The sequence below is a fragment of the Parvibaculum sp. MBR-TMA-1.3b-4.2 genome (genome assembly GCF_053628815.1).
On sequence record NZ_JBRJHC010000001.1, the window covers coordinates 669,296 to 693,520 of the forward strand.

A 24,225-nucleotide genomic window follows, 5' to 3' on the forward strand; every position below is an offset into this window, starting at 1 on the left:
GCCGGACGGCGCCCTTCCCGAATCGCTTTAAACTCATAACTTATCCACAGACTTGTTCACGCCTTGCCGCGAGGCACAGGGCGGGATTGGGCTCGCAGATGCGCAATTGCTCACAGGCTGTGAAAAACATTGCTGTTAACTGTCTGAAACAGGGCGCTTTTAGTGCTTTAAGAAGCGCAGCTCGCGGGTGATAAGGGGACCATGGACACGCCTCTTCACGCCTATAACGACATTCCCGACGATCCCGCCCCCGACGAGGGAGGCGGCGAATATCGCGTGCCGCCTCACAACATCGAGGCGGAGCAGGCGCTGCTGGGCGCCGTGCTGGTGAATAACGACGCCTTCGACCGGGTGGCCGCCTTTCTGGAGCCCTCGCATTTCTTCGAGGATGTGCATGGCCGGATCTTCGAGGCCATGTCCAAGCTCATCACGCAAGGCCATCTCGCCTCGCCGGTGACGCTGAAAGGCTTTTTCGAGCGCGACGAGGCGCTGGCCGAGGTCGGCGGCGCGCAATATCTCGCCCGGCTCGCAGGCGCGGCCACGACCATCATCAACGCCCAGGAATATGCGCGGACGATCTACGATCTCGCCATAAGGCGCGAGCTCATCCGCATCGGCACGGATATGCACAACCGCGCCTTTGACGCGCCGGTGGACGATGCGCCGGGCACCCAGATCATGGATGCCGAGCAATCGCTCTATCAGCTCGCCGAAAAGGGCAAATATGAAGGCGGCTTTCAGGCCTTCCACGAGTCGCTGAAGACCGCGATCGACATGGCCGCCGCCGCCTATGAGCGCGATGGCGGCTTGTCGGGCATTTCCTCCGGTCTTCGCGATCTCGACCAGCGCATGGGCGGCTTGCAGCAATCCGACCTCATCATCCTGGCCGGCCGTCCCTCCATGGGCAAGACGGCGCTCGCCACCAACATCGCCTTCAACGCGGCCAAGAGCTACAAAGCCGTGCACCATCCCGACGGCACGGTAGAAGCGAAAGACGGTGCCATCGTCGGCTTCTTCTCGCTCGAAATGTCGTCCGAACAGCTCGCCACGCGACTGCTCGCCGAACAGTCCGGCGTGCCGTCTGAGCGCATCCGGCGCGGCCGGATCGAGGAAGACGAATTCCACCGGCTGGTGGAGGCCTCGCGCGAATTGCAGAGCGTGCCGCTTTATATCGACGACACCGGCGGCCTCACCATTGCGACGCTGGCTGCGCGCGCCCGGCGGCTCAAGCGCCAGCGCGGCCTCGGCCTGCTCGTGATCGACTATCTCCAGCTTCTGGCGGGCTCGGGCAAGTTCGGCGAGAACCGCGTGCAGGAAGTGACGCAGATCACCACCGGCCTCAAGGCGCTGGCGAAGGAACTCAACGTCCCGATCCTCGCCCTCTCCCAGCTTTCGCGTCAGGTGGAAGCGCGAGACGACAAACGGCCCCAGCTTTCGGATCTTCGCGAATCCGGCTCCATCGAGCAGGACGCCGACGTGGTGATGTTCGTCTTCCGCGAGGAATATTACGTCTCCCGCCGCGAACCGCGCGAAGGCACGCCCGAGCATCTGGAGTGGCAGGCGGAAATGGAGCATGTCCACGGCATCGGCGAAGTCATTATCGGCAAGCAGCGCCATGGACCTACCGGCACGGTCAAACTACAGTTCCAGGCGGATGTGACGCGCTTCAGCGACCACATCGCCGATGACCACCTGCCGGAATCCATACCTTGAGAACCAAGTCCAGCGCGCCCGCCCCCGCCGATGTTCCCTTCGAGGCCGATGCGGGCGGCGTGCTCACGATTAACCTTGATGCGCTCGCCGCCAATTACCGGCGGTTTCAGGACACCGCGCCGCATGCGGAAGTGGGCGCCGTGGTCAAGGCGAATGCCTATGGGCTCGGCCTCAAGCCCGTCGTCGCCGCGCTGGCGGAAGCCGGGTGCGGCAGCTTCTTCGTCGCCGAGGCGTCTGAGGGCCGGGCGGTGCGCGAAGCGCTCGCGGGCCGCGCCGACGATATGCCCATCTATGTGCTGAACGGGCTGATGGCGGGCGCCGCGCCCGCCTTCATCGAATACGGACTTCGGCCCTGCCTTTCTTCATTGGCCGAAATCGGGGAATGGAAGGCCGCGACGCATCTGCCCTGCGCCATTCATTTCGACACCGGCATGAACCGGCTGGGGCTCACCGCCGGCGAGACCGCCGAATTCATGGCCAGCAACACCTGGTCGGAGGGGCTCGATGTGGCGCTGCTGATGAGCCATCTGGCCTGCGCCGACGATCCCGATCACGAACTCAATGCCATCCAGCGCGAGCGGTTCGCCCATATCGTGGACACGCTCCAGCCCCGTTTTCCGCGCGCCGTTGCAAGCCTTGCCAATAGCGGCGGCGCCTTTCTCGGCGCCGATTATCATTTCGACCTCATCCGGCCCGGTATCGGCCTTTATGGCGGCAACCCGTTTACCGCGCGCGACAACCCGTTCGAGACGGTGGTGACGGTGGAAGCGCGCGTGCTTCAGGTAAAGGACGTGCCCGCCGGGGAGAGCACCGGCTATGGCGCCAGCTCGACGGGAGACGGCGTGCGCCGGGTCGCGGTACTTGCAGCGGGCTATGCGGACGGGTATTTCCGGTCCCTGAGCTTCCCCTCCCTGCCCGGCCTTCAGGCGCAGGGCGGCGTGGTTGCGCTGGCGGGACGGATCGTGCCCATTGCAGGACGTGTTTCGATGGATCTGATCGTCGCGGACATTACATCCCTGGCCGAAGGCGCCGTATCGCGTGGCGATATGGCGGAACTCGTAGGCCGTCATGTGCCGCTCGACGAGGTTGCAAAGCGGGCCGGTACGCTCGGCTATGAAATTCTGACCTCGCTGGGCGAACGATACCGGCGGCACTACACTCGAGGCGGCCGAATCCCTTCCAGCGCCGCGGACAACAATATGGGCAGGAGCGTATCTTGAATTTTCTAGCGGTTATCGGGCGGGTCGTGATCGCGACGCTCGCCGAGATCGGCAAGCTGAGCAAGTTCACCTGGGCCGCCGTCACGCATATCGTCCGTCCGCCCTTCTTCCTGCGGATGCTGCTTCAGCAGATGTTGAGGATCGGCTATTTCTCGCTGCCCGTGGTGGCGCTCACCGCCTTTTTCACGGGCGGCGCCCTCGCCCTCCAGATTCACTACGGCTCCAGCGAATTCAATTCGGAATCGCTCGTCGCCACCGTGGTCGCGCTGGGCATCACGCGCGAACTCGGGCCTGTTCTCGGCGGCCTCATGGTTGCAGGCCGCGTCAGCGCCGCGATTGCCGCCGAGCTTGGCACGATGCGCGTGACCGAACAGATCGACGCGCTGACGACGCTTTCCACGAACCCCTATAAATATCTCGTCGCCCCGCGCATCGCGGCGGCCGTCATTACCCTGCCCCTTCTCGTCTTCGTCGCAGACATTATCGGCATCATGGGCGGCTATGTGGTGTCCACCGCGTCGCTCGACTTCAATGCGGGCGTCTATCTGAAGAACACCATCAATTACATTCAGGACAATGGCGTCACCTCCGGCCTCATCAAGGCGGCCGTGTTCGGTTTCATCATTGCACTGATGGGCTGCTTCCACGGCTTCAACAGCAAGGGCGGCGCGCAGGGCGTGGGCCGCGCGACGACGAACGCAGTGGTGAGCGCTTCCATTCTGATCCTTGCAGCGAACTATGTGATGACGTCGCTGCTGTTCGCGAAGTGAGAACGGACATGGCAAACAAACCCGATCCCGACGCGAAGATCGAACTGCGCGGCGTCCACAAGCGCTTCGGACCCAAAGTGGTTCTGGACGGTATCGACCTGACCGTGCCGAAGGGCGAGTCCCTGGTCGTCATCGGCGGCTCGGGCACCGGCAAGTCGGTCATGATCAAATCCGTGCTCGGCATCGTGAAGCCGGAACAGGGCGAGATCTTCGTCGATGGCCAAAACGTGCTGAAGATGGACCAGAGCGACCGCGAAGACACGTTGCGTAAATTCGGCATGCTGTTTCAGGGCGCAGCCCTGTTCGACAGCCTGCCCGTCTGGGAAAACGTCGCCTTCGGTCTCATCCAGGGCCGGCGCATGAAGCGCAAGGAAGCCAAGGAAATCGCCATGGACAAGCTGTCCAAGGTGGGGCTTGGCGCGGATGTGGGCGAACTCTACCCGGCGGAACTTTCCGGCGGCATGCAGAAGCGCGTGGGCCTTGCGCGCGCCATCGCGGCGGATCCGGAAATCATCTTCTTCGACGAGCCGACCACCGGCCTCGACCCGATCATGGCCGACGTCATCAACGAACTGATCGTGGACAGCGTGAAGGAACTCGGCGCGACGACGCTTTCCATCACCCATGACATGGCGAGCGCGCGCAAGATCGCCGACAAGATCGCGATGATCTACAAGGGCAAGATCATCTGGGCGGGCAGCGTCGAAGAGGTGGACAAGAGCGGCAACGAGTATGTCGAGCAGTTCATCAATGGACGCGCCGACGGCCCGATCCAGATGGAAGTGCTGAAGCCCTGATGGCCAGGCCGCAGCGCATATTCGTCTGCCAGTCCTGCGGCGCCGTGGCCGCGCGGTGGCAGGGTCGATGCGAGGCCTGCGGCGAGTGGAATACCATCGTCGAGGAAACCTCCGACAATACCGGCATCGGCAGCGGTCCGCAAAAGGCCGCGCGCGGCAAGGGCCGTCAGATCGAGCTTGTCGCCATGAGCGGCGAGAGCGCGGACCCGCCGCGTCTGGAAAGCGCCATTGCCGAACTGGACCGCGTGCTGGGCGGCGGGCTCGTGCCCGGCTCCGCGCTGCTGGTCGGCGGCGATCCGGGCATCGGCAAATCGACGCTGCTGCTGCAGGCCATGTCCGCCCTTTCCAATCGCGGGCATGACGTCGTCTATATTTCCGGCGAAGAAGCGATCGCACAGGTGCGCATGCGCGCGCGCCGTCTGGGACTTGCCGAAACCGACGTGCAGCTCGGCGCGGAAACCAATTTGCGCGACATCATTTCCACGCTCGAAAGCGGCAGGCCGCCGGACGCTGTGGTGATCGACTCCATCCAGACCATGTGGACCGATGCGCTCGACAGCGCGCCCGGCACCGTGGCGCAAGTGCGCGCCAGCGCGCAGGAGCTGGTGCGCTTTGCCAAGAAGAACGGCACCGCCGTCATCCTGGTCGGCCATGTCACCAAGGAGGGCCAGATCGCGGGCCCGCGCGTGGTGGAGCATATGGTCGATGCGGTGCTCTATTTCGAAGGCGAGCGCGGCCACCAGTTCCGCATTCTGCGCGCGGTCAAAAACCGTTTCGGCCCGGCCAATGAGATCGGCGTCTTCGAGATGGGCGCGCTGGGGCTCACCGAAGTCCCCAACCCGTCCGCCCTCTTTCTGGGCGAGCGCGATGGCGGCACCAGCGGCAGCGCGGTCTTTGCCGGGATCGAGGGCACGCGGCCCGTGCTGGTCGAAATCCAGGCCCTTGTCGCCCAGAGCGCGCTCGGCACGCCGCGCCGGGCGGTGGTCGGCTGGGATTCGGGCCGCCTCTCCATGGTGCTTGCCGTGCTGGAAGCGCGCTGCGGCCTCTCGCTGGCCGGTCAGGACGTTTATCTGAACGTGGCGGGCGGATTGCGAATCAACGAGCCCGCGGCGGACCTCGCCGTGGCGAGCGCCCTCGTCTCCTCCATCACCGGCAACCCGCTTCCCGCCGAATGCGTCATTTTCGGCGAGATTGCGCTGTCGGGGGGCGTGCGCCCGGTCAGCCAGATGGATGCCCGCCTGAAAGAGGCGGAAAAACTGGGATTTTCGAGCGCCATCGTACCGGCGGGGGCCGCACGGCCGGACGCCGGCGGGGCGCTCAAGCTGACGGGGATCGGGGATTTGGCCTCGCTGCTTGCCCATCTTGCCACCAGCGACGATAAAGAACGGGCCTCCCGGGACGCCTGAATATGGTATTTTTCGGGAAAAAGACCCGAAAGAAGGCCCGAAAGAAGGAGAGTGGCTGGTGACCTGGTTCGACGGGATCGTGATCGGCGTTGTCCTGATTTCGAGTGTGCTGGCGCTGTTGCGCGGTTTCACCAATGAAGTCCTCTCCATCCTCGCCTGGATCGTGGGCGCCATCGCGGCGCTGTGGCTGTTTCCCTATCTTTCGCCGATCCTGCGCGATTTCATTCCGACGCCATGGCTCGCCGCGGTTGTCTCGGCCATCCTGATCTTCTTTGCTGCCTATGCCATCGTCGCGATGTTCACCTCGCGCTGGTCCGATTCCCTGATGGAATTGCACGACCGCGCGGCCATGATGGACCGCACGCTGGGCTTCGTTTTCGGACTGGCGCGCGGGCTTCTGGTGGTGGCGGTGGCCTATCTCTTCTTCGTCTGGCTGGTACCCGACCCGGTGGATCAGCCGGGCTGGATCCGGAATGCCAAGCTGCGCCCGATGGTGGAAAGCACCGCCAGCCTGCTGTTTACCCTGGCGCCCGAGGAAACCCGCCGTCCCCGCTTCCCGGACGGCCGCGGCGGTACCACCACGCGCCCCATTCCCAGATTGCCCACAGGCGGCAATTCAGGGAGCACTAATTCTGACGCTGACAAGAGGCCTCCTCCCGGCTATAACTCGTCCGAACGCAGGGGGCTCGATCGGCTGTTCGAAAGCACGACCGGGGAGTAACGGGGGGAGGTAACCCTTTAGCTTCTCTGGAGCGCATGTATGATTCAGCAGCACGTGTCCGAAGGATGTCTGACCGATCAGCTCGCCTTCGACTTTGGTGCGGCCGGCCTATCCGGCAAGGCCCGTCCCGGGGCCCTGAAATCCGGGACCAGCAGTGAAATACCGGGGCGTATCCTGTCTAAAGAAGACGAGCATATCGGCATTAACGACGACGACCTCCACGCAGACAAGCTGCGCGAGGAATGCGGCGTCTTCGGCATTCTGGGCAATCCGGACGCAGCGGCGCTGACGGCGCTCGGCCTCCACGCCCTTCAGCATCGCGGACAGGAAGCGGCGGGTATCGTTTCCTATGACGGCGAGCACTTCCATTCGGAGCGCCGTCTGGGGCTTGTCGGCGACCATTTCACCAGCGGCAAGGTGATCGACCGCCTACAAGGCGATATGGCGATCGGCCATGTGCGCTACTCCACCACGGGCGAGACGATCCTGCGCAATGTGCAGCCGCTCTTTGCCGATCTGTGGGGCGGCGGTTTCGCCATCGCGCATAACGGCAACTTCACCAATGCGATCACGCTGCGCAACGATCTGGTGCGCGCGGGCGCCATCTTCCAGTCCACCTCGGATACGGAAACGATCCTCCAGCTTGTCGCGCGCAGCGAGCAGCCGCGCACGGTGGACCGTTTCGTGGACGCGCTGTCCCATATTCAGGGCGCCTATGCGCTTGTGGTCCTGACCAACAAGAAGCTCATCGGCGCGCGCGACCCGCTGGGCATCCGTCCGCTGGTTCTCGGCATGCTGGACGGCGCCCCGATCTTCTGTTCGGAGACGGTGGCGCTCGACATTATCGGCGCGGAATTCGTGCGTGAGCTGGAGCCCGGCGAAATCGTCGTGGCGACCAAGGACGGGATCGAGTCCATCAATCCCTTCCCCGTGCAGAAGGTCCGCCCCTGCGTCTTCGAATATATCTACTTCGCAAGGCCGGACAGCATTGTGGGCGGCAAGAGCGTCTACAATGTCCGCAAGCGCCTGGGCGAAGAGCTGGCCCGCGAAAGCCATGTGGAAGCGGATGTCGTGATCCCCGTGCCCGACAGCGGCGTTCCCGCCGCCATCGGCTATGCGTCGGAATCCAGCATCCCCTTCGAACTCGGCATTATCCGGAACCACTATGTAGGCCGGACCTTCATCGAGCCGACGCAGAATATCCGCCAGCTCGGCGTGAAGCTGAAGCACAATGCCAATCGCGCCATCGTGGAAGGCAAACGCATCATCCTGGTGGACGACTCGGTGGTGCGCGGCACGACCTCCATCAAGATCGTGCAGATGATGTATGAGGCCGGCGCGAAGGAAGTGCATTTGCGCGTCGCAAGCCCGCCCATTACCCATTCCGACTATTACGGCATCGACACGCCGGAACGTCAGCAGCTTCTGGCCGCCAATTACGACCTGGAAGGCATGCGCCGGTTTATCGGTGTGGATACCCTCGCCTTCATTTCCGTGGATGGACTATACCGGGCGATGGGCTTCGAGGGACGCGATCCCGAGAACCCTCAGCTGACGGATCACTGCTTCACCGGGGACTACCCCACGCCGCTGGTCGACCGCGACGGCGAGCAGAAAACGAGGCAGCTCTCGCTCCTTGCCGAAATTGCTTGAGTAAAATGAAATGAGTGGACGACTTCAGGACCGCCTGGCGGTTATCACCGGCGCATCCCGCGGCATTGGCCGCGCCGTGGCGCTGGGCATGGCGGCCGAAGGGGCGCATGTGATCCTCGTGTCGCGCACGGTGGGCGGGCTTGAGGAAGTGGACGACGAGATCCAGAAAATCGGCGGCAAGGCGACCCTCGTCCCGCTCGACATTACCGATGGGGACGCCGTCGACCGGCTGGGCGCCAGCATTTTCGAACGCTGGGGCAAGCTCGACATCATGGTCGCCAATGCCGGCACGCTGGGCGTGCTGACGCCGCTCAGCCATATGGACCCGAAGGACTGGGACACGACGCTTGCGCTCAACGTGACGGCGAACTGGCGGATGATCCGCTCCTTCGAGCCGCTGCTGAAGCGCTCGGACGCGGGCCGCGCGATTTTCGTGACCTCGGGCGCCGCGCATAAATGCCGCCCCTATTGGGGTCCCTATGCGATGACCAAGGCTGCGCTCGATACGATGATGAAGACCTGGGCGGCGGAATGCGAAAAGACGCCCATCCGCATCAATTCGATCAGCCCCGGTCCCGTCCGCACCGCCATGCGCAAAAAGGCGATGCCGGGCGAAGACCCCTCGACGCTGACCAGGCCCGCCGATCTGGTGCCGCTCTTTCTGGAGCTGGCCTCGCCGGACTGCACCCGGCATGGCGAAATCGTCGAATACCAGAAGGTGAAGGCCGAGGCCTGATCCTTTCCGGGCTTCCGGAAACCTGATCCCGGAACACCCGTTTGCGTCATGGCCCGGCTTGTCCGGGCCATCCACGTCTTCGCTTGGACGGCGGAGCGCATGCAGACGTGGATGCCCCGCATGAAGCGGGGCATGACGGCGCCTTGCCGGATTTAATGGATTTTCCGCTTACCGGCCTTGTTCGCATAGGGGTTCGCGCCCTTGCGCATGAAGAGGCGGATCGGCACGCCCGGCAGCTTGAACGTCTCGCGCAGCGCATTCACCAGATAGCGCTTATAGGAGGTCGGCACCTCGTCGGCGCGGCTGGAAAACACGGCGAAAGTCGGCGGACGCGATTTCACTTGCGACATATATTTGAGGTTCACCGGACGGCCCTTGGCGGCGGGCGGCTGGTGATGGGAAACCGTCTGCGTCAGCCAGCGATTGAGCCGCGCGGTGGAAACGCGCGCGTTCCAGAGCTTATGCATACGTTCGATCTCGGGCATGAGCTTCTGCGCCCCGCGGCCCGTCAGCGCCGATAGCGTAACGATGGGAATGCCGCGTACCTGCGGCAGGAGGCGTTCAAGCTCTTCCTTCAGCTCGCGCAGCTTCTCCTGCGGCTCCTCGACCAGATCCCATTTGTTGACGGCCACGAGGAAGGCGCGCCCCTCCTGCTCCACCAGATCGGCGATGTGAAGATCCTGCCGCTCGAAAGGCATGGTCGCATCGAGCACCAGCACCACCACCTCGGCAAATCGAATGGCGCGCAGCGTGTCGGCCACGGAAAGCTTTTCCAGCTTTTGCGTCACGCGCGCACGGCGGCGCATCCCTGCGGTATCGAATAGCTTCACGCGGCGGCCGCGCCACTCCCACTCGATGCCGATGCTGTCGCGCGTAATGCCCGCTTCGGGACCGGTCAGCATCCGGTCTTCGCCGATCATGTGATTGACGAGCGTCGACTTGCCGACATTCGGGCGGCCCACCATGGCGATACGCAGCGGCGCTTCGAGGTCGGGCTCATAAGGCGTATCGGGGTCGAACCCCTCTTCCATTTCGCCCTCGGCCAGCGCTTCGGCGATGGCCTGTTCGGCCTCGTCGTCCTCAATGCGGTTGGCAAAGGGCAACAGCGCGTCGTAAAGCTCGTCGAGGCCCTGACCATGCTCGGCGGAGAGGGACAGCGGCGTCCCCATACCCAGCTCATAGGCTTCCATCCGCCCGGCCTCGCCGCCGCCGCCTTCGCATTTATTGGCTGCGAGGATCACGGGCGTCTGCGCCCGGCGCAGGATCTGGGCGAAGCGGCTGTCGAGCGGGGTCACGCCCGCACGCGCATCGATCAGGAACAGGCACACATCGGCCTCGGCGATGGCCGCATCGGTCTGGCGGCGCATGCGCGCTTCCAGGCTGTCGTCGGTCGCCTCTTCGAGGCCCGCCGTATCGATGATGGTGAATTCGAGGTCGGCAATGCGCCCTTCGCCCTCCTGCCGGTCGCGCGTCACGCCCGGCGTATCGTCCACCAGAGCGAGCTTCTTGCCCACCAGACGATTGAAAAGGGTCGATTTGCCCACATTGGGGCGGCCGACTATGGCGAGTTTAAAAGACAATTGCGGTCAGGCCCCTCCAGAGGCGCCAGTCATTTCCAGCGGTGCCCGATCGCGATGTCCCTATTTCAGGGCGATCAGTTCCGCATCCTCGGTGAGAATATACATCGTTCCATTCGCAACGATCGGAGCGATGGCCGAACCTGCGGGCAAATCGATCCTGCCCTCGATCTTGCCGGAATATGGCGACAGGGATACCGCCTCGCCACTGGTGGACACTAGCACAAGGCGATCGCCCGCCAGCACCGGGCCGGACCAGGAAATCGGCTCCGTCCGGTCTTCCGGGTCCTCGAAGCGCGGCAGGCTTGTGATCCAGCGGATACGGCCGTCGCGACGCGACAGCGCCGCCACCTGCTGTTCGCTCGTCACGATGAAGACCCAGTCGCCTGCGACCCAGGGGGTCTGCACGCTGGCAACATCCTTGGTCCAGACGCGCTCGCCGGTCCGCAGGTCGATCGAGACCATGCGGCCGGAATGGCTGGCCGCGAAAACGCGGTCGCGGTCGATGACGGGGCGGCCTGCGATATCGTTCAGCGAGCTGAGCGAGGTCAGATTGCCGGTCCGGGTCAGCGAGTCGCTCCAGACGGGCGTGCCGTTCTGGACGCGGATCGCGAAGAGTTCGCCCGAGCTGTAGGGCACCACCACGATCGACCCGGCCACGGCGGGGCTCGTCGAGGAGACGATACCCGCGCTCTCGGCAATGCCGCGATGGCGCCAGAGCACGGTGCCGGTCTTCTCGTCCAGGGCGAGCAGCTGATTGTCGGAGGTGATGGCGAATACCCGACCGCCATTCACCGTCGGCGCGGCGCGGAAAGGCTCGCGCAGCTTCTTCGTCCAGACATTCTTGCCGGTCGCGGCGTCGAGTGCATGCACCTCGCCAAAGCCGGTGGTCACGAACACCTTGCCGTCATTGAAGGCGATACCGCCGCCACGGCCTTCATCGGCGTCCTCGTCCTCGGGCACGAGTTCGGTTTCCCACAACTCCTTGCCGCCCGAGACGGAAAAGGCGCGCACGGTGGCTTCGGTATCGAGCACGTAGATCCGGCCATCCGCGATGATGGGCGATGCCACAAGCTCGCCTTCGCTGCTGGAGCCGTCGCCCGCATCGACGGACCAGATCTCGTCCAGCTTGCCCGGCGCGGCCAGGTGATACATCGCATTGTCCGGCGCACCGCCGGGCTGCGGCCAATCGGCATTCTCATAGGGCTTGGGCAGAATGACCTTCTCGTCCGCCGACAGCGGATCGACTTCCAGCCTGCCACCGAGTTCCATCACCGAGAGCCGTTCGCCCTGCAGCTTCTGCCCGTTGTCGCTGCTGGAGAACACGTCGTTCACCGTGTCGCAGCCTGCGAGCCCGGCCAGCGCGATGCAAACGAGGCCGAGCCGAAGCGCGCGGGTCCCAAAATGGCCGTTCTTCTCCGGCTGCTGCGTTCCGGTCATGCGTAACTCCCCCGACATTGATGTCTCACTTCCCGTTTGCCGCATCCGACGCCTCCGCCCCGGCCGGGGCTGCTTCCTCGCCGGCCGTGGCCGCGGCTTCGTCCTGCTTGCCATCCTCATCGGCCGCCGCCGTTTCGAGATAAGGCGCGAGCACCGCCTGCATCACATGGGCGCGGTCGCGCATGCCCGGCGGGATGCTCTGGCTTTCCAGAATGGCCTGAAACTGTTCATTGGCGAACTGGTAGTCGCCGGCGCGATAGGCTGCAAGCCCCATCAGCTCATGCGCGTTGCTCGCCCAGGGAGACCGCGCCTCGACCAGCGGCATCATGCGCGCCTTCACATCGTCCAGGCTCGCCTCGTCCAGGTTCAGCAGCGTGGCCTTGATGGTGGCCATGCCGCGAATGATATCCGTCGCATCGGAATCATTGGCGACCGCCTCGAACGCCTTGACGGCCTCGTCGGTCTTGCCGTCTTCCATAAGGGCATTAGCCAGCTCCAGGCGCGCCAGCACGGCATAGCCGCCGGAATTCTCATCGGCGAACTGTTTCAGCGTCGCCACCGCTTCGGCGGGCTTTTCCTTCTGCGCCGCGGCCACGACCTCGTCATAGCGGTCGGAAGCGGCCTCATTGACGGATTTGCGCCATTCCTGCCAGCCGATGATCGCGGCGGCTCCCACCACGATCGCCACGGCAAGGCCGATGACGTAGATGCCGTATTTCTCCCAGAGTTTGGAAGCCCGTTCGCGGCGAAGGTCCTGTTCGACTTCGCGGAAAATATCGCTCAAATCTTTGCTCCGAGGAAAAACCGGTTCGGCAGGCTCTCCCGCCATTTACAAATCGGACCGTTCTCCGATCCGGAAAACGGTCTGGCAGGCGGCGTAAAATAGCCCGCCCCGGAGACGATGGCAAACGGGGCGGGCCTCGGCGAAATGACGAATTGGTAACGGGGCTTACTTGGCCTTTTTCATGCCGTAGGTATGCTCCTGCGCCGGGAAGCTGCGATTGCGCACGGCGTCGGCATAGGCCTCCGCCGCCCCGGCGATCTGGGCGCCCAGAGAGGCGAATTCCCGGACGAATTTCGGCGGTTTGGGCGACAGGCCCAGCATATCCTCCAGCACCAGGATCTGGCCGTCGCAGACCGGCGACGCGCCGATGCCGATGGTCGGGATCTCGATCTGGCCTGTGATACGGGCGGCCAGCGGCTCGGCCACGCCCTCCACCACCACGGCGAAGGCGCCGGCATCCGCCACCGCCTTGGCATCGGCCTCGATGGCGGCCCATTCCGATTCTTCGCGGCCTTGCGTCTTGAAGCCGCCCATCACATTCGTGCTTTGCGGCGTCAGGCCGATATGAGCCATCACCGGAATGCCGCGCTCGGTGAGGTAATGGATGGTGTCGGCGATGCGCGCGCCGCCTTCCATCTTCACGGCGGCGCAGCCGGTTTCCTTGATGACGCGGACGGCGTTGCGGAAGGCCTCTGGCGGGCTTTCCTCATAGGAGCCGAAAGGCATGTCGACCACCACCAACGCGCGTTCGGTGCCGCGCATCACGGCGGCGCCATGCGCGATCATCATATCGAGCGTAACGCCGAGCGTGGTTTCCATGCCGTACATGACCATGCCCAGCGAGTCGCCCACCAGCAGGAAGTCGACATAAGGATCGACATAGCGGGCGGTGTGCGCGTGATAGGACGTCAGCGACACGATGGGGTCGCCGCCCTTGCGGGCGCGGATTTCGGGAACGGTGATACGGCGCGTCTTGGAATGGACGGACATGAAGCTCGCCTCCTCCTATGCGGCCTTGCGGCCTGTCGGGAATGTCATGGCGGCCGATGCCTCGAAGCGCGTTCGGGGACATCCGCCGGTCTATGGCGTTTCGATTGGATTACCGGCCGGATGCCGGTTCATCTGGGCGCCGACCTTTCGGCGTCCTGGCCATTCCCGCACCCGTTACATACGGGCATCTGAGTGGGAGCCATCGCTTTTCGAGCGTTTCTTCCAAGGCGAAAACTAGCCGAATGTCACGAAAAGTGCAAACGCCGCCCCGCGCCCGGACCGAAAACTGACAATAGTGTCAGGCAGTTACCTCCAGCGATTCCCCGTCGCCCTCCAGCCCGATGATCTCGCGATAGGCGACGGCGAAGAGCGTAGTCTGGAGCATGTGGGAGTAAAGGAACAACGGTACGCCGAGAAGAAAGACAATGATGAGCCCCGGCCCACCGGCAATCGTGCCGTAGGCTGCGCCCTCCTGCCACGACCAATAGCTCGCCGCCGCAAGAACGCCCACTCTGAGTACGTTCACCGGCAAGGAAAGAAGCACATCGCAGACCACCAGACGCCAGGTATTGCCATGAGAGGCCCAGATCGCTCGCCACAGCGAGCGCTGTTCCTCAATCGCAGCGCCGGGCAGAAGCATCATGATGCGGACTTTGATTGCCGCGACAAGAAGGTCGCCTACCCAGCGAAACAGCAAGAATATGAAGCTGAATGCCCCCGGACTGAGATGAATCGAGGAACGCAAATCCAGATCAATCGAGTACGTCACGGATCTCACCAACAGCAGAGCGCCCGCTAGGGCGAGCGCAAGGTCAATGATCTGAACTTTCAGCCAGGCGATGAAAAACACCCGGTCCGCCCGGTCTAGAAAGAGACTGCTCCGTTCGCCGAAAAGCACAAGCCGATACCAGCGAGCCATCGCGAATATGAGACCGGCGAGTATGAGGAAAAGACCGATCCAGTATTCCGGTCCTCCGAGGCGCAGGGCCAGAGGCCCATCCCGTGCTGAAATGCCGAACCCCCACAGAACCAGCCAGTCATAAACACCGGACCGATAAGCTGACAGGAGATAAAGAGCGAATCCTGTCGCAACCATCAGCAGATGGAAGGGCGCCGCCTTCAAATATCGCCCACCCCCCAGCGACGTCTCGACGAGAACCTCGCGGATCGTGGCGATGACGGGGAGCTTCATCGCGGAGCAACCGCCGCGGCATTCGTGTCTCGTGACCTCATGCAACGACCTCCGGCGAGCGCGTGTCTTCCGGCAGCCCCACGATCTCGCGATAGGAAACGGAGAGCATGGTGACCTGCAGCATGACGACATAAAAATAGATCGCCGTGCCGATCAGCGAAGTCAGTAACCACGTCACGCCCAGCCCATCTACAGTCAGTCCTGTGGCAAGCCGAAACAGGCTTCCTCCGCTTGCGAGGAGTGCCACGACTATCAGCAGCATAAACGGCAGGTACAGCAACACCGCCAGCCCCAGCAGGCGCAGGCCGTTTCCCGAACTCCGTCCGAAAACATCTCCCAGTCTGCTGCCCTCGCCTAGGGCCGCATGAGGCAGAACGAGCGCCCCTCTCAATATCAGAGCCAACCCACCGCAAAGGCCCGCAAAAACGGCCAATGAAAATACTGTCGAGAGAAGGCCATTGTTTTTTAAATGCTCCGAAAGTCCCGTTTGGCTGCCGTAGAAAGCAAAAAGAATGACTCCGAAAATTGTCCACAGAGCCACGACCAGCCCCAGCTTGATCATCGCCCAAACATAGGCGCCGTCCTCGCGCCTCACCCTGCGGAGGGACGGCTGTCCTGAGAAACCTTTTTCTCCCAGAAGAACGAAACGATGCCAGCGAACAGCGGCGACCGCGCCAGCGGCGAATGTCACGATTGACGAACCCCAGGTCAGTATCCGCGCCGGGATGGTTCCGGTCATCCGTTGCAGGTTTTTGAAATCTTCCGGATTCGGATTCTTCAGAAAAGCGCGGGCGGCATCATTGTAACCGCTCCATTCCTGATATCCGTACACGGCGAAGCTCATGGCAACCATGAGTGCGACGGCAGGCCAAGCGGCACCCAGCAATTGAATGTAGTGGCGCGTCACGCCCGCATACACTTCGCGAAAGGTTGCAAAGACCGGAAGCTTGTTCATGAGAACTCTCCCTAGACGGCGGCCTCCGACACCTCTTCGCCCGGCATCCCGACGATCTCACGATAGGCCACCGAGAGCATGGTGATCTGGACCATCAGGGAGAAGAGATATACGCCCGCATAGAGGATGTCGCCGATTACGGTACCCACGAGGCCGATGCCGGACAGTGCGCCAAGGACTAGGCCCGCAATGACCATCAGGATGGCGGCCGTCACCAGCAAAATAAGGAAAGCACCCAGCAAGCGCCAACTGTTGCCCCGCGTGCGTCGGAACGCCTCCATGACACGTCCACCTTGCCCCAACGCCGCATCCGGAAGGGCGATCATCAGGCGGAAGAAAACCAGAAGCACCCCAAGGTAGATGATTGTTATCCCCAGAAAGAGGAGCATGCTTGCTCCACTGCCTTTCTCCTCGCCGCCGCCAATCGCGTGGGCGATCGATGCCCCCAGCACAACGAAGATCCCGACCGCCACGGCGAAAAGCAGGTAGACGAGCCCGAGTTTGATGGATGTCCAGATATATGAACCGTCTTCGCCACGCAGAATCCGGATTTGTCCGTAGCCCCTATCGGCCCCTTCTCCCAGCAGGACGAAACGGTGCCAGCGCACCGCCGCGATTGCACTCGTCAGCACAAACAGAAGAAGTACCAGGATCAAGACAAGACCGGTTCCGCCCGAGAAGAGATGCTCCAGTGCCGCTTTGGTCGCTTCCCGGTCATTCTTCTGCGAGGCTTCCATGAAATCGGCACCGAGATAATTCATGGTACCGAATGCTGCGAGCAACAGCAGGATCGCGGGCCAGGACGCTAAAATCAGTTGAAAATAGTGGCTTGAAACACCCGAAAGCACTTCGCGTACGGACGCAAAGACAGGCAGCTTTTTCATGAGTCTCCCCCTTGAATATTGGCCGTCGATACGACCGTATCCGGTAAACCGATGATCTCTCGGTAGGCGACCGAAAGCATCGTGACCTGCAGCATGGCGAAATAGAGGGATACGCCGACACTGGCGGTCGTTCCCAGTACGAGGAACAGCCAATGCTCTTCGATGCCCTGATGGTGGAACCAACTCTGCAACGCCACCCCCATCCCCTGAAACACCAGAGCCGGTATCATCGATAGAATTGAGAGCAATATGGAGAAGCCGAGCAGCTCTCCGCCATTTCCACTACTTTGTGCAAAGACGAACCGTATGCGCCCTCCCCGGCCGACGGCCGCATCGGGCAGCGCAAGAGACATACGCAAAAGCGCCACCGCGCCGGCAATCAAACCAATAAAGAGCAAAGGCACGGCAATTAGCGCAAGTCCACCGAGCCCCTTCACGGCGAAGATTTGAAGGACCGACCACACGGCAATCACAACTGCCACGGTGATCAGCCAGATTTTGACTGTCGTCCAGAGATAGCGTCCATCTTCCGCCCGCAAAAAGTGAGCAAGCCCAGAAGTCCCACCTCCTTCGCCAAGAAGAACAAACCGGTGCCACCGTACCGCTCCCATTGCGCCGACCAGTAGCGCGCCCAGCACAATTCCGGCCGAGATTAAAAACGAACTGATTTTGTCCGACGGCCCGGCCGAGCCGGTCAGTCCTCCCTCCAGCCCGGTATCATTCCTGATGATCTGCGCCATTCCCTCCGGCCCCACGCCGTAGAACACAAGCAAGGTCACCAATGCCGCAACACCCAACAAAATGACGACTGCGGGCCATACGGCAAAAAGAAGCTGGAAATAATGGCGTGTGACGCCCGTAAACACTTCGCTCACGGACGAGATAACCGGCAGCTTGTTCATGTGACCTCCCCCAAGGTTGCAGCGCGCCCTCCCGCGCCGCATCATGAAATCAATATTCTAGAGAGGAGGCAGCCTCCGTCCAGCGCAAAATCACCCCTTTGCGGCGGCGCGGAGACGTCAGAGCGATGCGTCGATTTCCGGTTCCGGCGCGTGGGTGCCCGCCGGGCCTGCCAGTTCGCGATAGGCGATGGACAGCACGGCGACATTCACGATGGCGTAGAACAGCATCACGATGGCCGTTCCGATGGCCTTGAGCGCCAGCGGCAAGACGTCGAACAGCATGAGGGCGGCGAAGAAGGGCAGCGCCGACAGGGCCGCAACACCGAAAAGCCGCCAGAAATTGCCTTTCGTGCGTTCCAGCATGCGCCCGGCATTGACCGCCTCATCCACCGCCACCGCGGGCAGAAGCAGGGACAGGCGAACCATGAAAAAGACGCCCGCCATCAGCAAGGCGATGCCGACAATTGCGATCATCGCAGCCAGCTGTGAGCCCTGCCCGTCCTGCGCCAGAGCGCCGACCAGCATGAAGCTGAGGAAGCCCGGCACCATGAACAGCGACAGCATGATGGTCACGAGCAGGAACCGCGCCTCGCGCCGTCCGAAGGAGAAATGAATACGGCCCGCCGGTTCGTCGCCCAGCAGAATGAAGCGATGCCAGGTGACGGCGACGATCGGCCAGAGAAAGAGCGAGGCGAGTTCCAGCAGCAGGAAGAAAACCGTGTCCGTCTTCGGATCGAGAAAAATCGTCCCGACAGAGAGAAGGATATAAAGCGCACCCGCCAGCCAGATGAGGCGGAACATGTCGCTGAAATGGGTCCAGGCGCCGCGATAGGCTTCCGCGACCGTGGCCATGACGTCCAGCTTATGGGCACTCATTTGCCGGCCACCTTCGCCCGATAGGTCTTGTTGTCCGGCGCAAGCGCCAGCGCCTGGATGTAATCCTTGCGCGCGCCGGGCTCGCCCTTCGCGTCCTTGATCTCGCCGCTGACATACCAGGCGGCGGCGGATTTGGGATCGATGTCGAGGGACTTCTTGATGTCGTCCTCGGCCGCGTCGAGATCGCCCTTCTCCAGATAGGCATTGGCCCGGTTGCTCAACACCAGCGCATCCTGCGGCACGAGCTTCAGCGCGCGGCTGTAGTCGCCGATGGCGGCATCGAGCTTGCCTTCGGCCTTGTAGGCCACACCGCGGTTGATCAATGCGCTGACGAGGTCCGCGTCCTGCAGGTCGCCGGAGGCAATCGCCTTGCTGCAGGCCTCGATCGCCTTGTCGTTCTGGCCGCCGCTCGTATAGACGAAGCAGAAATTCGCCTGATCGACGGCGTCCGCACGCGCGGGCACGACACCCGCCATAACGGCGCCGGCAAGAACCGACAGCGCACAAAACCCAGAAACAGCAAATCCCGCTTTACCGAACATCTCGTCATCTCGCTCTTTTACAGAGCCGGGAGACTACCTTGTTCGGCGGTCAGGCGAAAGCCGCGACGGCGACCGCGGTGTTCATGAAGTCGCGAAAGCGCAGCCATTTGCCGTCCTTCAGCGTGATGACATGCACGAAGTCGGAATCGATGCTGCGTCCGGTCGCTTTCGCCGTCAGGTTGAGATGGCCCGTCACGACCACCTTGTCCCGCTCGGCGATGAATTCTTCCGCGTCGAACTGGTGAATATCGACGGAGGAAAGCACGGTCTCGAAAAAGCCCCGGCATTCTTCCAGGCCGCTATAGGTGCCGGCATAGGGAATGACTTGCGGGCCGTAGAATTCGATCCCGATGTCGGGGTGAAGGAATTCCATGATGCCGGGAATGTCCTGCGCGCCGAAGGCCGCGAAGAGCGCCTGCGTCGCCTCGATGTTCTTTTGCGTCTCGCTCATGCCGCTTCTCCCTGCCGATGGGGCGTAAAACGAAGGCTCAGCCGGTCGAAACCGTGATTGAGCAGGCTTGCGCGCTGCGGCACCGGGGCCTCGCTGCCGACCGAGATCTCGTCCATGCGGTCTAGTATCGCCTCGATGAGCGCCCTGCCCTCCATCCGCGCCAGCGCCGAGCCGAGGCAATGATGAATGCCAACGCCGAAGGTGAGCTGCTTGTTGAGGTTCGGCCGGGTTATGTCGAAAACCTCCGGAGCGGGAAACATGGCCGGGTCGTGATTGGCCGCGGCGAAGAAGAGCGCCACCCAGTCTCCCTCTTTGATACGCCGCCCGCCGATCTCTACATCCTGCGTAGCGATACGGAACAGCCGCTGCGGCGGCCCGCCATGGCGCAGGCTTTCGTCGATAAAGGCCCCGACAAGCGAACGGTCGGCGGCGAGCTGCGCGCGGACATCCGGCATGGCGGCCAGATTGTGCAGCAGATTGCCGAGCAGGAAGGTCGTCGTCTCCGCGCCCGCCACGACGAGCGTGATGCAGAAGCGGATCACCTCGTCGAGGGTCAGCTTCTCGCCTTCCATCTCCGCCGTCAGCAGCGCGGTGATGAGCGAGTCCGGTACCTCTTCGCCTGCCTTCAACCTGCGGTCGAGATCGCTCACCGTCTCGATGAAATAGCCGACCAGTTCGGCATTGCTCGCCTCGCGGTCGGCGGGGCTCAGATCGGCGGAGAGCATGAAGGCGGTCGCCCAGCGGCGGAAGCGGTCGATAATGCTTTCGGGCAGGCCGAGCAATCCCACCATGATGCGGGCCGGGATGCGCGCCGACAGCGCTTCCATCACCTCCACCTCGCCCCGAAGCGGCGTCACCATGTCGGCGACGATGCCCGCCACCCAGGGCTCCAGTTCCTCGATGCGGCGCCTTGAAAAGGCGAGATTGACGATGCCGCGCAGCCGGTCATGTTCCGGATTGTCATGATTGACCAGCATCAGCGTCGGCGCGGAAGATTGTTCCTGTAGCGGATCGCGCGAGGAGAAAATCCTGTGATCGCGGGCCGCTGCCGAGACATGCTCATAATCGAGCAGCACCCAGGCGGTCACGGGGTCGTCCGCCTCCGGCACCGTTCCCGGCGGGTAGTCGCGATAGCCATAGACCGGACCGAAAGGCCTGAGCCGGTCATAGAGTTCATAAGGCGCGGCGATGGTGTCGCCTCTGGGCAGCGCCGCTACCAGCGCGGCGGCCTCTTCATCCCGGCCGTTCGGCCCTTGATCCGGCATGTCGTCCTCCCTTTTTCGACCTGGCGCACCTCCCATGCGCATAATGTTTCTTTCATAAACTATTTCTTTTGTAAACTGTTTGGATCGTGATGAGACCGGATGCCCGGCCTACAATTCCCGCGCGGATTCGCGGGCAGCGCGAACGGTTCCAGGAGGCGAGTTTGGCGGTGAAGACAACAGGCGGCGGCAAAGGCAAGGCGGCAAAGGCCATCCCGGACGCGGCGCTGCGCTTTCTCGAATATTATTATCCGATCCACTACAAGGCCGGGATCGGCGTCGAGGATGCGCTGCGCGGCGGGATGCTCAGCCGCCATCAGGTGGCCATGCTCTGGCTTATCCATTCGGAAGGCCGCGAGGGCCGGGAGATGAACCGCAAGGCCATCGAGCGCTCGCTGGAAGCCTGGTTCGAAATCTCGGGCGGCGCCGTTACCAAGGCCTTGCGCGGCATGGCCCAACCGCCGCTGGACCTGGTGCGGCTTGTGGAAGACCCCCGCTCCGGCCGGGAGAAGATCGTCAAGCTCACGCCCAAGGGCGAAACCCATATGAAACGCATGATCGCCGGGGGCGAGGCCTTCGTTCAGCGGATCGTCGATCACATGAGCGACGAGGAAATCGAGCAGGGCCTTCACTTCTTCAAGCGCATTACCGAGATCGTGGACGGCTTCCGCCAGGACTGAGCCTCGCCTTGCCTAGGGGGCGGAGGCGCTGATATACGCTCGCCATCAATCCGGCAGGCGCCCCGGCCCGTTCTCCAAAAAGGCGTCCCCTTGAGCGAAAGAGTAGATATGAGCGCGATTTCCAATCCCGTCATCGCCATTGCGGGCGCCACAGGCGCCGTCGGCGTGGAGATGCTGAAATGTCTCGAAGAGCGGAACTTCCCGGTCTCGAAACTGAAACTGCTGGCCTCCGCGCGCTCGGCCGGCAAAACCATGACATTCCGGGGCGAGGAGATCACGGTCGAGGAACTGACCGAGGAGAGCTTTCAGGGTGTCGATATCGCCTTCTTCTCGGCAGGTGGCAGCATCTCGCGCAAATTCGCCGACGCCGTGAAGCGTTCCGGCGCGGTGATGATCGACAATTCGTCGGCCTTCCGCATGGACCCCGATGTGCCTCTCGTCGTGCCGGAGATCAATCCGGAAGCGGCGGCGGACCATAAGGGCATCATCGCCAATCCCAACTGCTCGACCATCATCGCGATCACGCCGCTCTGGCCGATCCATCGGAAGAACCGCATCACGCGCATCATCGCCGCGACCTATCAGGCCGCGTCGGGCGCGGGTCAGGCGGCGATGGACGAGCTGGAAGAGGCCACCCGCGCGCATCTTGCGGGCGAGCCCTTCGAGCAGAAGATCATTCCGCACCCCTACCCCTTCAATGTCTTCAGCCACAATTCCGATATCGATCCGGAAAACGGCTACAACGAAGAAGAGCTGAAGATGGTGAAGGAGACGAAGAAGATCTTCGCCGATGCCGACATCCGCGTCACCGCGACCTGCGTGCGCGTGCCGGTGCTGCGCGCCCATTGCGAAGCCATCGACTTCGAATGTGAAAAGCCGATTTCCGTTGCCGAGGTGAAGGGCATCCTCTCCACCGCGCCGGGCGTGAAAGTGGTGGACGACCGCGAGAAGAACTACTTCCCCATGCCGAAGGATGCGTCGGGCGAGGACGACATTCTGGTCGGCCGCATCCGGCAGGACATTTCCGATCCAAGCGGCAAGTCGATCTCGCTCTTCGTGGCCGGCGACCAGCTCCTCAAGGGCGCCGCCCTCAACGCGGTCCAGATCGGCGAATTGCTGGTGAAGTAAGCGCCGGAAAACGACATGCGAAAGGCCCCGGTTGCACGCCGGGGCCTTTTTCGTTTCGGGTGGCGTCTTCCGAGGGGTCATAAATATCCAAAGCCGGAACCGTCCCGATCCGTCAAATTATGCATAATGGGTGATTGCGACAAACGATCTTCGACAACAAGAAACGTGAAAGCCCGATTGCGACATGACGATCCGCCAGCTTCTCCTCTCCGCTTTCCTGCTCACATGCGTCATGGGCGCCATGCCCTCCACCGCTTCCGCGGCGAGTTTCGACTGCGCCCGCGCAGCGGCGCCGGACGAAACGACCGTCTGCCGGACGCCGGACCTTTCCGCGCTCGACAGCGAGATGGGCGCGCTCTGGTTTGCCTATAAACAGATGCCGCTCGGCACGATGGGCGTGCTGAATGCGCGCCGCGAGGATGCGCAAGCCTTTCTGCAGACCCGTAAGATCTGCGGCAGCAATGTGGACTGCCTGCGTAGCGCCTATCGCGCACGGATCGCCGTACTGAAAGACAATATCCGTCAGGCCTCGGACTATTACCGTTACCTGCAGGCCGATCAGATGTTCACGCTGCCCGTCGCGGTGAGCGCGCTCGTCGCCGAAACCCGGGCCGAATGTCGCAAGCTCGGCGGCAGGCTCGATGGCGGCGCGGACGCCCCTGCCTTCGTCCGCACGCAGGATTTCGACGGCGACGGCAAGCCCGACTATCTGATCGACAAGCGCCATCTCGCCTGCAAGGGCGCGGCGACGGCCTTCTGTCACAATAATGGCTGCGACATGGAAATCGCGCTGTCGGGCAAGGGCTACCGTCACCCGATCCGTGAGACGGGTGCGCTGCGCGCCATCGAAGACGGGCCGGACGGCGCGGTCATCCGCATCGAGGTCGACAAGTCACGTTGCGGCGCAGGCCTCGGCCCTGAAAAGAAATGCCTGCTCATGCTGGCCTGGCGCGACGGCCACATGAAGACCGTCTATCAGGAAGACCCGCCCGGAAACTGAAGGGAGAACGCATCATGTCGTTCATCGTCTTTGCTGCCCTGCTGCTCGCCGCCATCGGCTGCGCCATCATTGGCGGGATCTATTTCGCCTTCTCGGCCTTCATCATGCGGGCCTTTGCCGAAATCCCGCGCGAGCACGGCATGAGCGCCATGCAGTCCATCAACCGGGTGATCGTCCGCTCGCTTTTCCTGCCTGCCTTTTTCGGCAGCGCGATATTAAGCCTCTTCCTTATCGCCGCCTGGTGGCTCGGCTGGGGCGGCCTGCGCTCGGGCTACGCCCTCATCGGCGCATTGCTCTATTTCGTGACCTCTTTCGTCAGCACCATCGTCTTCAACGTGCCGCTCAACAATGAGCTGGAGCGCACCGATGCCGCCTCGCCGGAGGCCGACGGCGTGTGGTCCCGCTATCTCTCGCGCTGGACGAAATGGAACCATCTGCGCACGGTGACCTCGCTTCTCGCGGCCATCGCCTTTTCGATCGCGGCTGCGGAGCAGGAATTCGGCTGATACCCCGGTCGCGGGTATGGCCTTTCCGCCCTGCCGGGAG

General features: G+C 62.8%; 24 protein-coding genes. 12 read left to right on the plus strand and 12 right to left on the minus strand.

The window, feature by feature from the left end; translation table 11 throughout:
- The first annotated feature begins 201 nt into the window (after positions 1–201).
- Genes ACSSVQ_RS03450 through ACSSVQ_RS03485 form a run of 8 tightly spaced genes read left to right on the plus strand, consistent with a single transcriptional unit; the run spans position 202 to position 9,016 of the window.
- The gene (locus tag ACSSVQ_RS03450; RefSeq protein ID WP_454180841.1) at positions 202–1,713 is read left to right on the plus strand and encodes a replicative DNA helicase; all 1,512 of its coding nucleotides are present in this window, start codon (positions 202–204) and stop codon (positions 1,711–1,713) included.
- The gene (alr, locus tag ACSSVQ_RS03455) at positions 1,710–2,933 is read left to right on the plus strand and encodes an alanine racemase (RefSeq protein ID WP_454180842.1); all 1,224 of its coding nucleotides are present in this window, start codon (positions 1,710–1,712) and stop codon (positions 2,931–2,933) included. Before ACSSVQ_RS03450 ends, alr begins: the two co-directional genes overlap by 4 nt.
- Positions 2,930–3,703 (plus strand): MlaE family ABC transporter permease, encoded by a 774-nt coding sequence (locus ACSSVQ_RS03460; protein ID WP_454180843.1) that lies wholly within the window; start codon positions 2,930–2,932, stop codon positions 3,701–3,703. Before alr ends, ACSSVQ_RS03460 begins: the two co-directional genes overlap by 4 nt.
- Before the next feature lie 8 nt (positions 3,704–3,711).
- Positions 3,712–4,500: an ABC transporter ATP-binding protein gene (locus ACSSVQ_RS03465; protein WP_454180844.1), complete on the plus strand. Its 789-nt coding sequence runs from the start codon at positions 3,712–3,714 to the stop codon at positions 4,498–4,500.
- Entirely contained in the window at positions 4,500–5,906 is a 1,407-nt protein-coding gene (radA, locus tag ACSSVQ_RS03470) for a DNA repair protein RadA (RefSeq protein ID WP_454180845.1), read from the plus strand. The genes ACSSVQ_RS03465 and radA overlap by 1 nt, the downstream gene beginning before the upstream one ends.
- A gap of 58 nt (positions 5,907–5,964) precedes the next feature.
- Positions 5,965–6,627 carry a CvpA family protein gene (locus ACSSVQ_RS03475; protein WP_339613814.1) on the plus strand — a complete coding sequence of 221 codons (663 nt, stop codon included), beginning with the start codon at positions 5,965–5,967 and terminating at the stop codon, positions 6,625–6,627.
- A gap of 39 nt (positions 6,628–6,666) precedes the next feature.
- A complete protein-coding gene (gene purF, locus ACSSVQ_RS03480) occupies positions 6,667–8,280 on the plus strand; it encodes an amidophosphoribosyltransferase (RefSeq protein ID WP_454180846.1) in 1,614 nt (537 codons plus the stop codon).
- A 10-nt stretch (positions 8,281–8,290) separates the two neighbouring features.
- A complete protein-coding gene (locus ACSSVQ_RS03485; protein WP_339613816.1) occupies positions 8,291–9,016 on the plus strand; it encodes an SDR family NAD(P)-dependent oxidoreductase in 726 nt (241 codons plus the stop codon).
- Positions 9,017–9,168: 152 nt separating this feature from the next.
- Here the strand turns inward: ACSSVQ_RS03485 and der are convergent, their stop codons facing one another.
- From der to ACSSVQ_RS03545, 12 genes are all read right to left on the minus strand, one after another.
- The gene (gene der / locus ACSSVQ_RS03490; protein ID WP_454180847.1) at positions 9,169–10,596 is read right to left on the minus strand and encodes a ribosome biogenesis GTPase Der; all 1,428 of its coding nucleotides are present in this window, start codon (positions 10,594–10,596) and stop codon (positions 9,169–9,171) included.
- A 60-nt stretch (positions 10,597–10,656) separates the two neighbouring features.
- Positions 10,657–12,033: an outer membrane protein assembly factor BamB family protein gene (locus ACSSVQ_RS03495; RefSeq protein WP_454180848.1), complete on the minus strand. Its 1,377-nt coding sequence runs from the start codon at positions 12,031–12,033 to the stop codon at positions 10,657–10,659.
- A 25-nt stretch (positions 12,034–12,058) separates the two neighbouring features.
- Positions 12,059–12,817 carry a tetratricopeptide repeat protein gene (locus ACSSVQ_RS03500; RefSeq protein ID WP_454180849.1) on the minus strand — a complete coding sequence of 253 codons (759 nt, stop codon included), beginning with the start codon at positions 12,815–12,817 and terminating at the stop codon, positions 12,059–12,061.
- A 165-nt stretch (positions 12,818–12,982) separates the two neighbouring features.
- Positions 12,983–13,807 (minus strand): 3-methyl-2-oxobutanoate hydroxymethyltransferase, encoded by an 825-nt coding sequence (gene panB, locus ACSSVQ_RS03505; RefSeq protein WP_454180850.1) that lies wholly within the window; start codon positions 13,805–13,807, stop codon positions 12,983–12,985.
- A 298-nt stretch (positions 13,808–14,105) separates the two neighbouring features.
- Entirely contained in the window at positions 14,106–14,999 is an 894-nt protein-coding gene (locus ACSSVQ_RS03510; RefSeq protein ID WP_454180851.1) for a hypothetical protein, read from the minus strand.
- Between the two features lie 37 nt (positions 15,000–15,036).
- A complete protein-coding gene (locus ACSSVQ_RS03515; RefSeq protein ID WP_454180852.1) occupies positions 15,037–15,954 on the minus strand; it encodes a hypothetical protein in 918 nt (305 codons plus the stop codon).
- 11 nt (positions 15,955–15,965) lie between these two features.
- On the minus strand, positions 15,966–16,838 hold the full coding sequence (locus ACSSVQ_RS03520) for a hypothetical protein (protein ID WP_454180853.1): 873 nt from the start codon (positions 16,836–16,838) through the stop codon (positions 15,966–15,968).
- Positions 16,835–17,740 carry a hypothetical protein gene (locus tag ACSSVQ_RS03525; protein ID WP_454180854.1) on the minus strand — a complete coding sequence of 302 codons (906 nt, stop codon included), beginning with the start codon at positions 17,738–17,740 and terminating at the stop codon, positions 16,835–16,837. Before ACSSVQ_RS03525 ends, ACSSVQ_RS03520 begins: the two co-directional genes overlap by 4 nt.
- A gap of 117 nt (positions 17,741–17,857) precedes the next feature.
- A complete protein-coding gene (locus ACSSVQ_RS03530; RefSeq protein ID WP_454180855.1) occupies positions 17,858–18,616 on the minus strand; it encodes a hypothetical protein in 759 nt (252 codons plus the stop codon).
- Positions 18,613–19,158, minus strand: a complete 546-nt coding sequence (locus ACSSVQ_RS03535) for a tetratricopeptide repeat protein (RefSeq protein WP_454180856.1) — start codon at positions 19,156–19,158, stop codon at positions 18,613–18,615. The genes ACSSVQ_RS03530 and ACSSVQ_RS03535 overlap by 4 nt, the downstream gene beginning before the upstream one ends.
- 49 nt (positions 19,159–19,207) lie before the next feature.
- The gene (locus ACSSVQ_RS03540; RefSeq protein ID WP_293324027.1) at positions 19,208–19,609 is read right to left on the minus strand and encodes a nuclear transport factor 2 family protein; all 402 of its coding nucleotides are present in this window, start codon (positions 19,607–19,609) and stop codon (positions 19,208–19,210) included.
- The gene (locus ACSSVQ_RS03545) at positions 19,606–20,874 is read right to left on the minus strand and encodes a cytochrome P450 (protein WP_454180857.1); all 1,269 of its coding nucleotides are present in this window, start codon (positions 20,872–20,874) and stop codon (positions 19,606–19,608) included. Before ACSSVQ_RS03545 ends, ACSSVQ_RS03540 begins: the two co-directional genes overlap by 4 nt.
- A 167-nt stretch (positions 20,875–21,041) precedes the next feature.
- On the opposite strand from ACSSVQ_RS03545, the gene ACSSVQ_RS03550 reads away from it, so the two are divergent.
- The 4 genes from ACSSVQ_RS03550 (at position 21,042) to ACSSVQ_RS03565 (ending at position 24,185) form a co-directional block, all read left to right on the plus strand.
- Entirely contained in the window at positions 21,042–21,551 is a 510-nt protein-coding gene (locus ACSSVQ_RS03550; protein ID WP_454184641.1) for a MarR family winged helix-turn-helix transcriptional regulator, read from the plus strand.
- Between the two features lie 108 nt (positions 21,552–21,659).
- Positions 21,660–22,679, plus strand: a complete 1,020-nt coding sequence (locus ACSSVQ_RS03555; RefSeq protein ID WP_454184642.1) for an aspartate-semialdehyde dehydrogenase — start codon at positions 21,660–21,662, stop codon at positions 22,677–22,679.
- Between the two features lie 184 nt (positions 22,680–22,863).
- Complete coding sequence (locus tag ACSSVQ_RS03560) at positions 22,864–23,679, plus strand: lysozyme inhibitor LprI family protein (protein ID WP_454180858.1); 816 nt, start codon at positions 22,864–22,866, stop codon at positions 23,677–23,679.
- A gap of 14 nt (positions 23,680–23,693) precedes the next feature.
- Positions 23,694–24,185 carry an anthrone oxygenase family protein gene (locus ACSSVQ_RS03565; protein WP_454180859.1) on the plus strand — a complete coding sequence of 164 codons (492 nt, stop codon included), beginning with the start codon at positions 23,694–23,696 and terminating at the stop codon, positions 24,183–24,185.
- Positions 24,186–24,225: the final 40 nt, after the last annotated feature.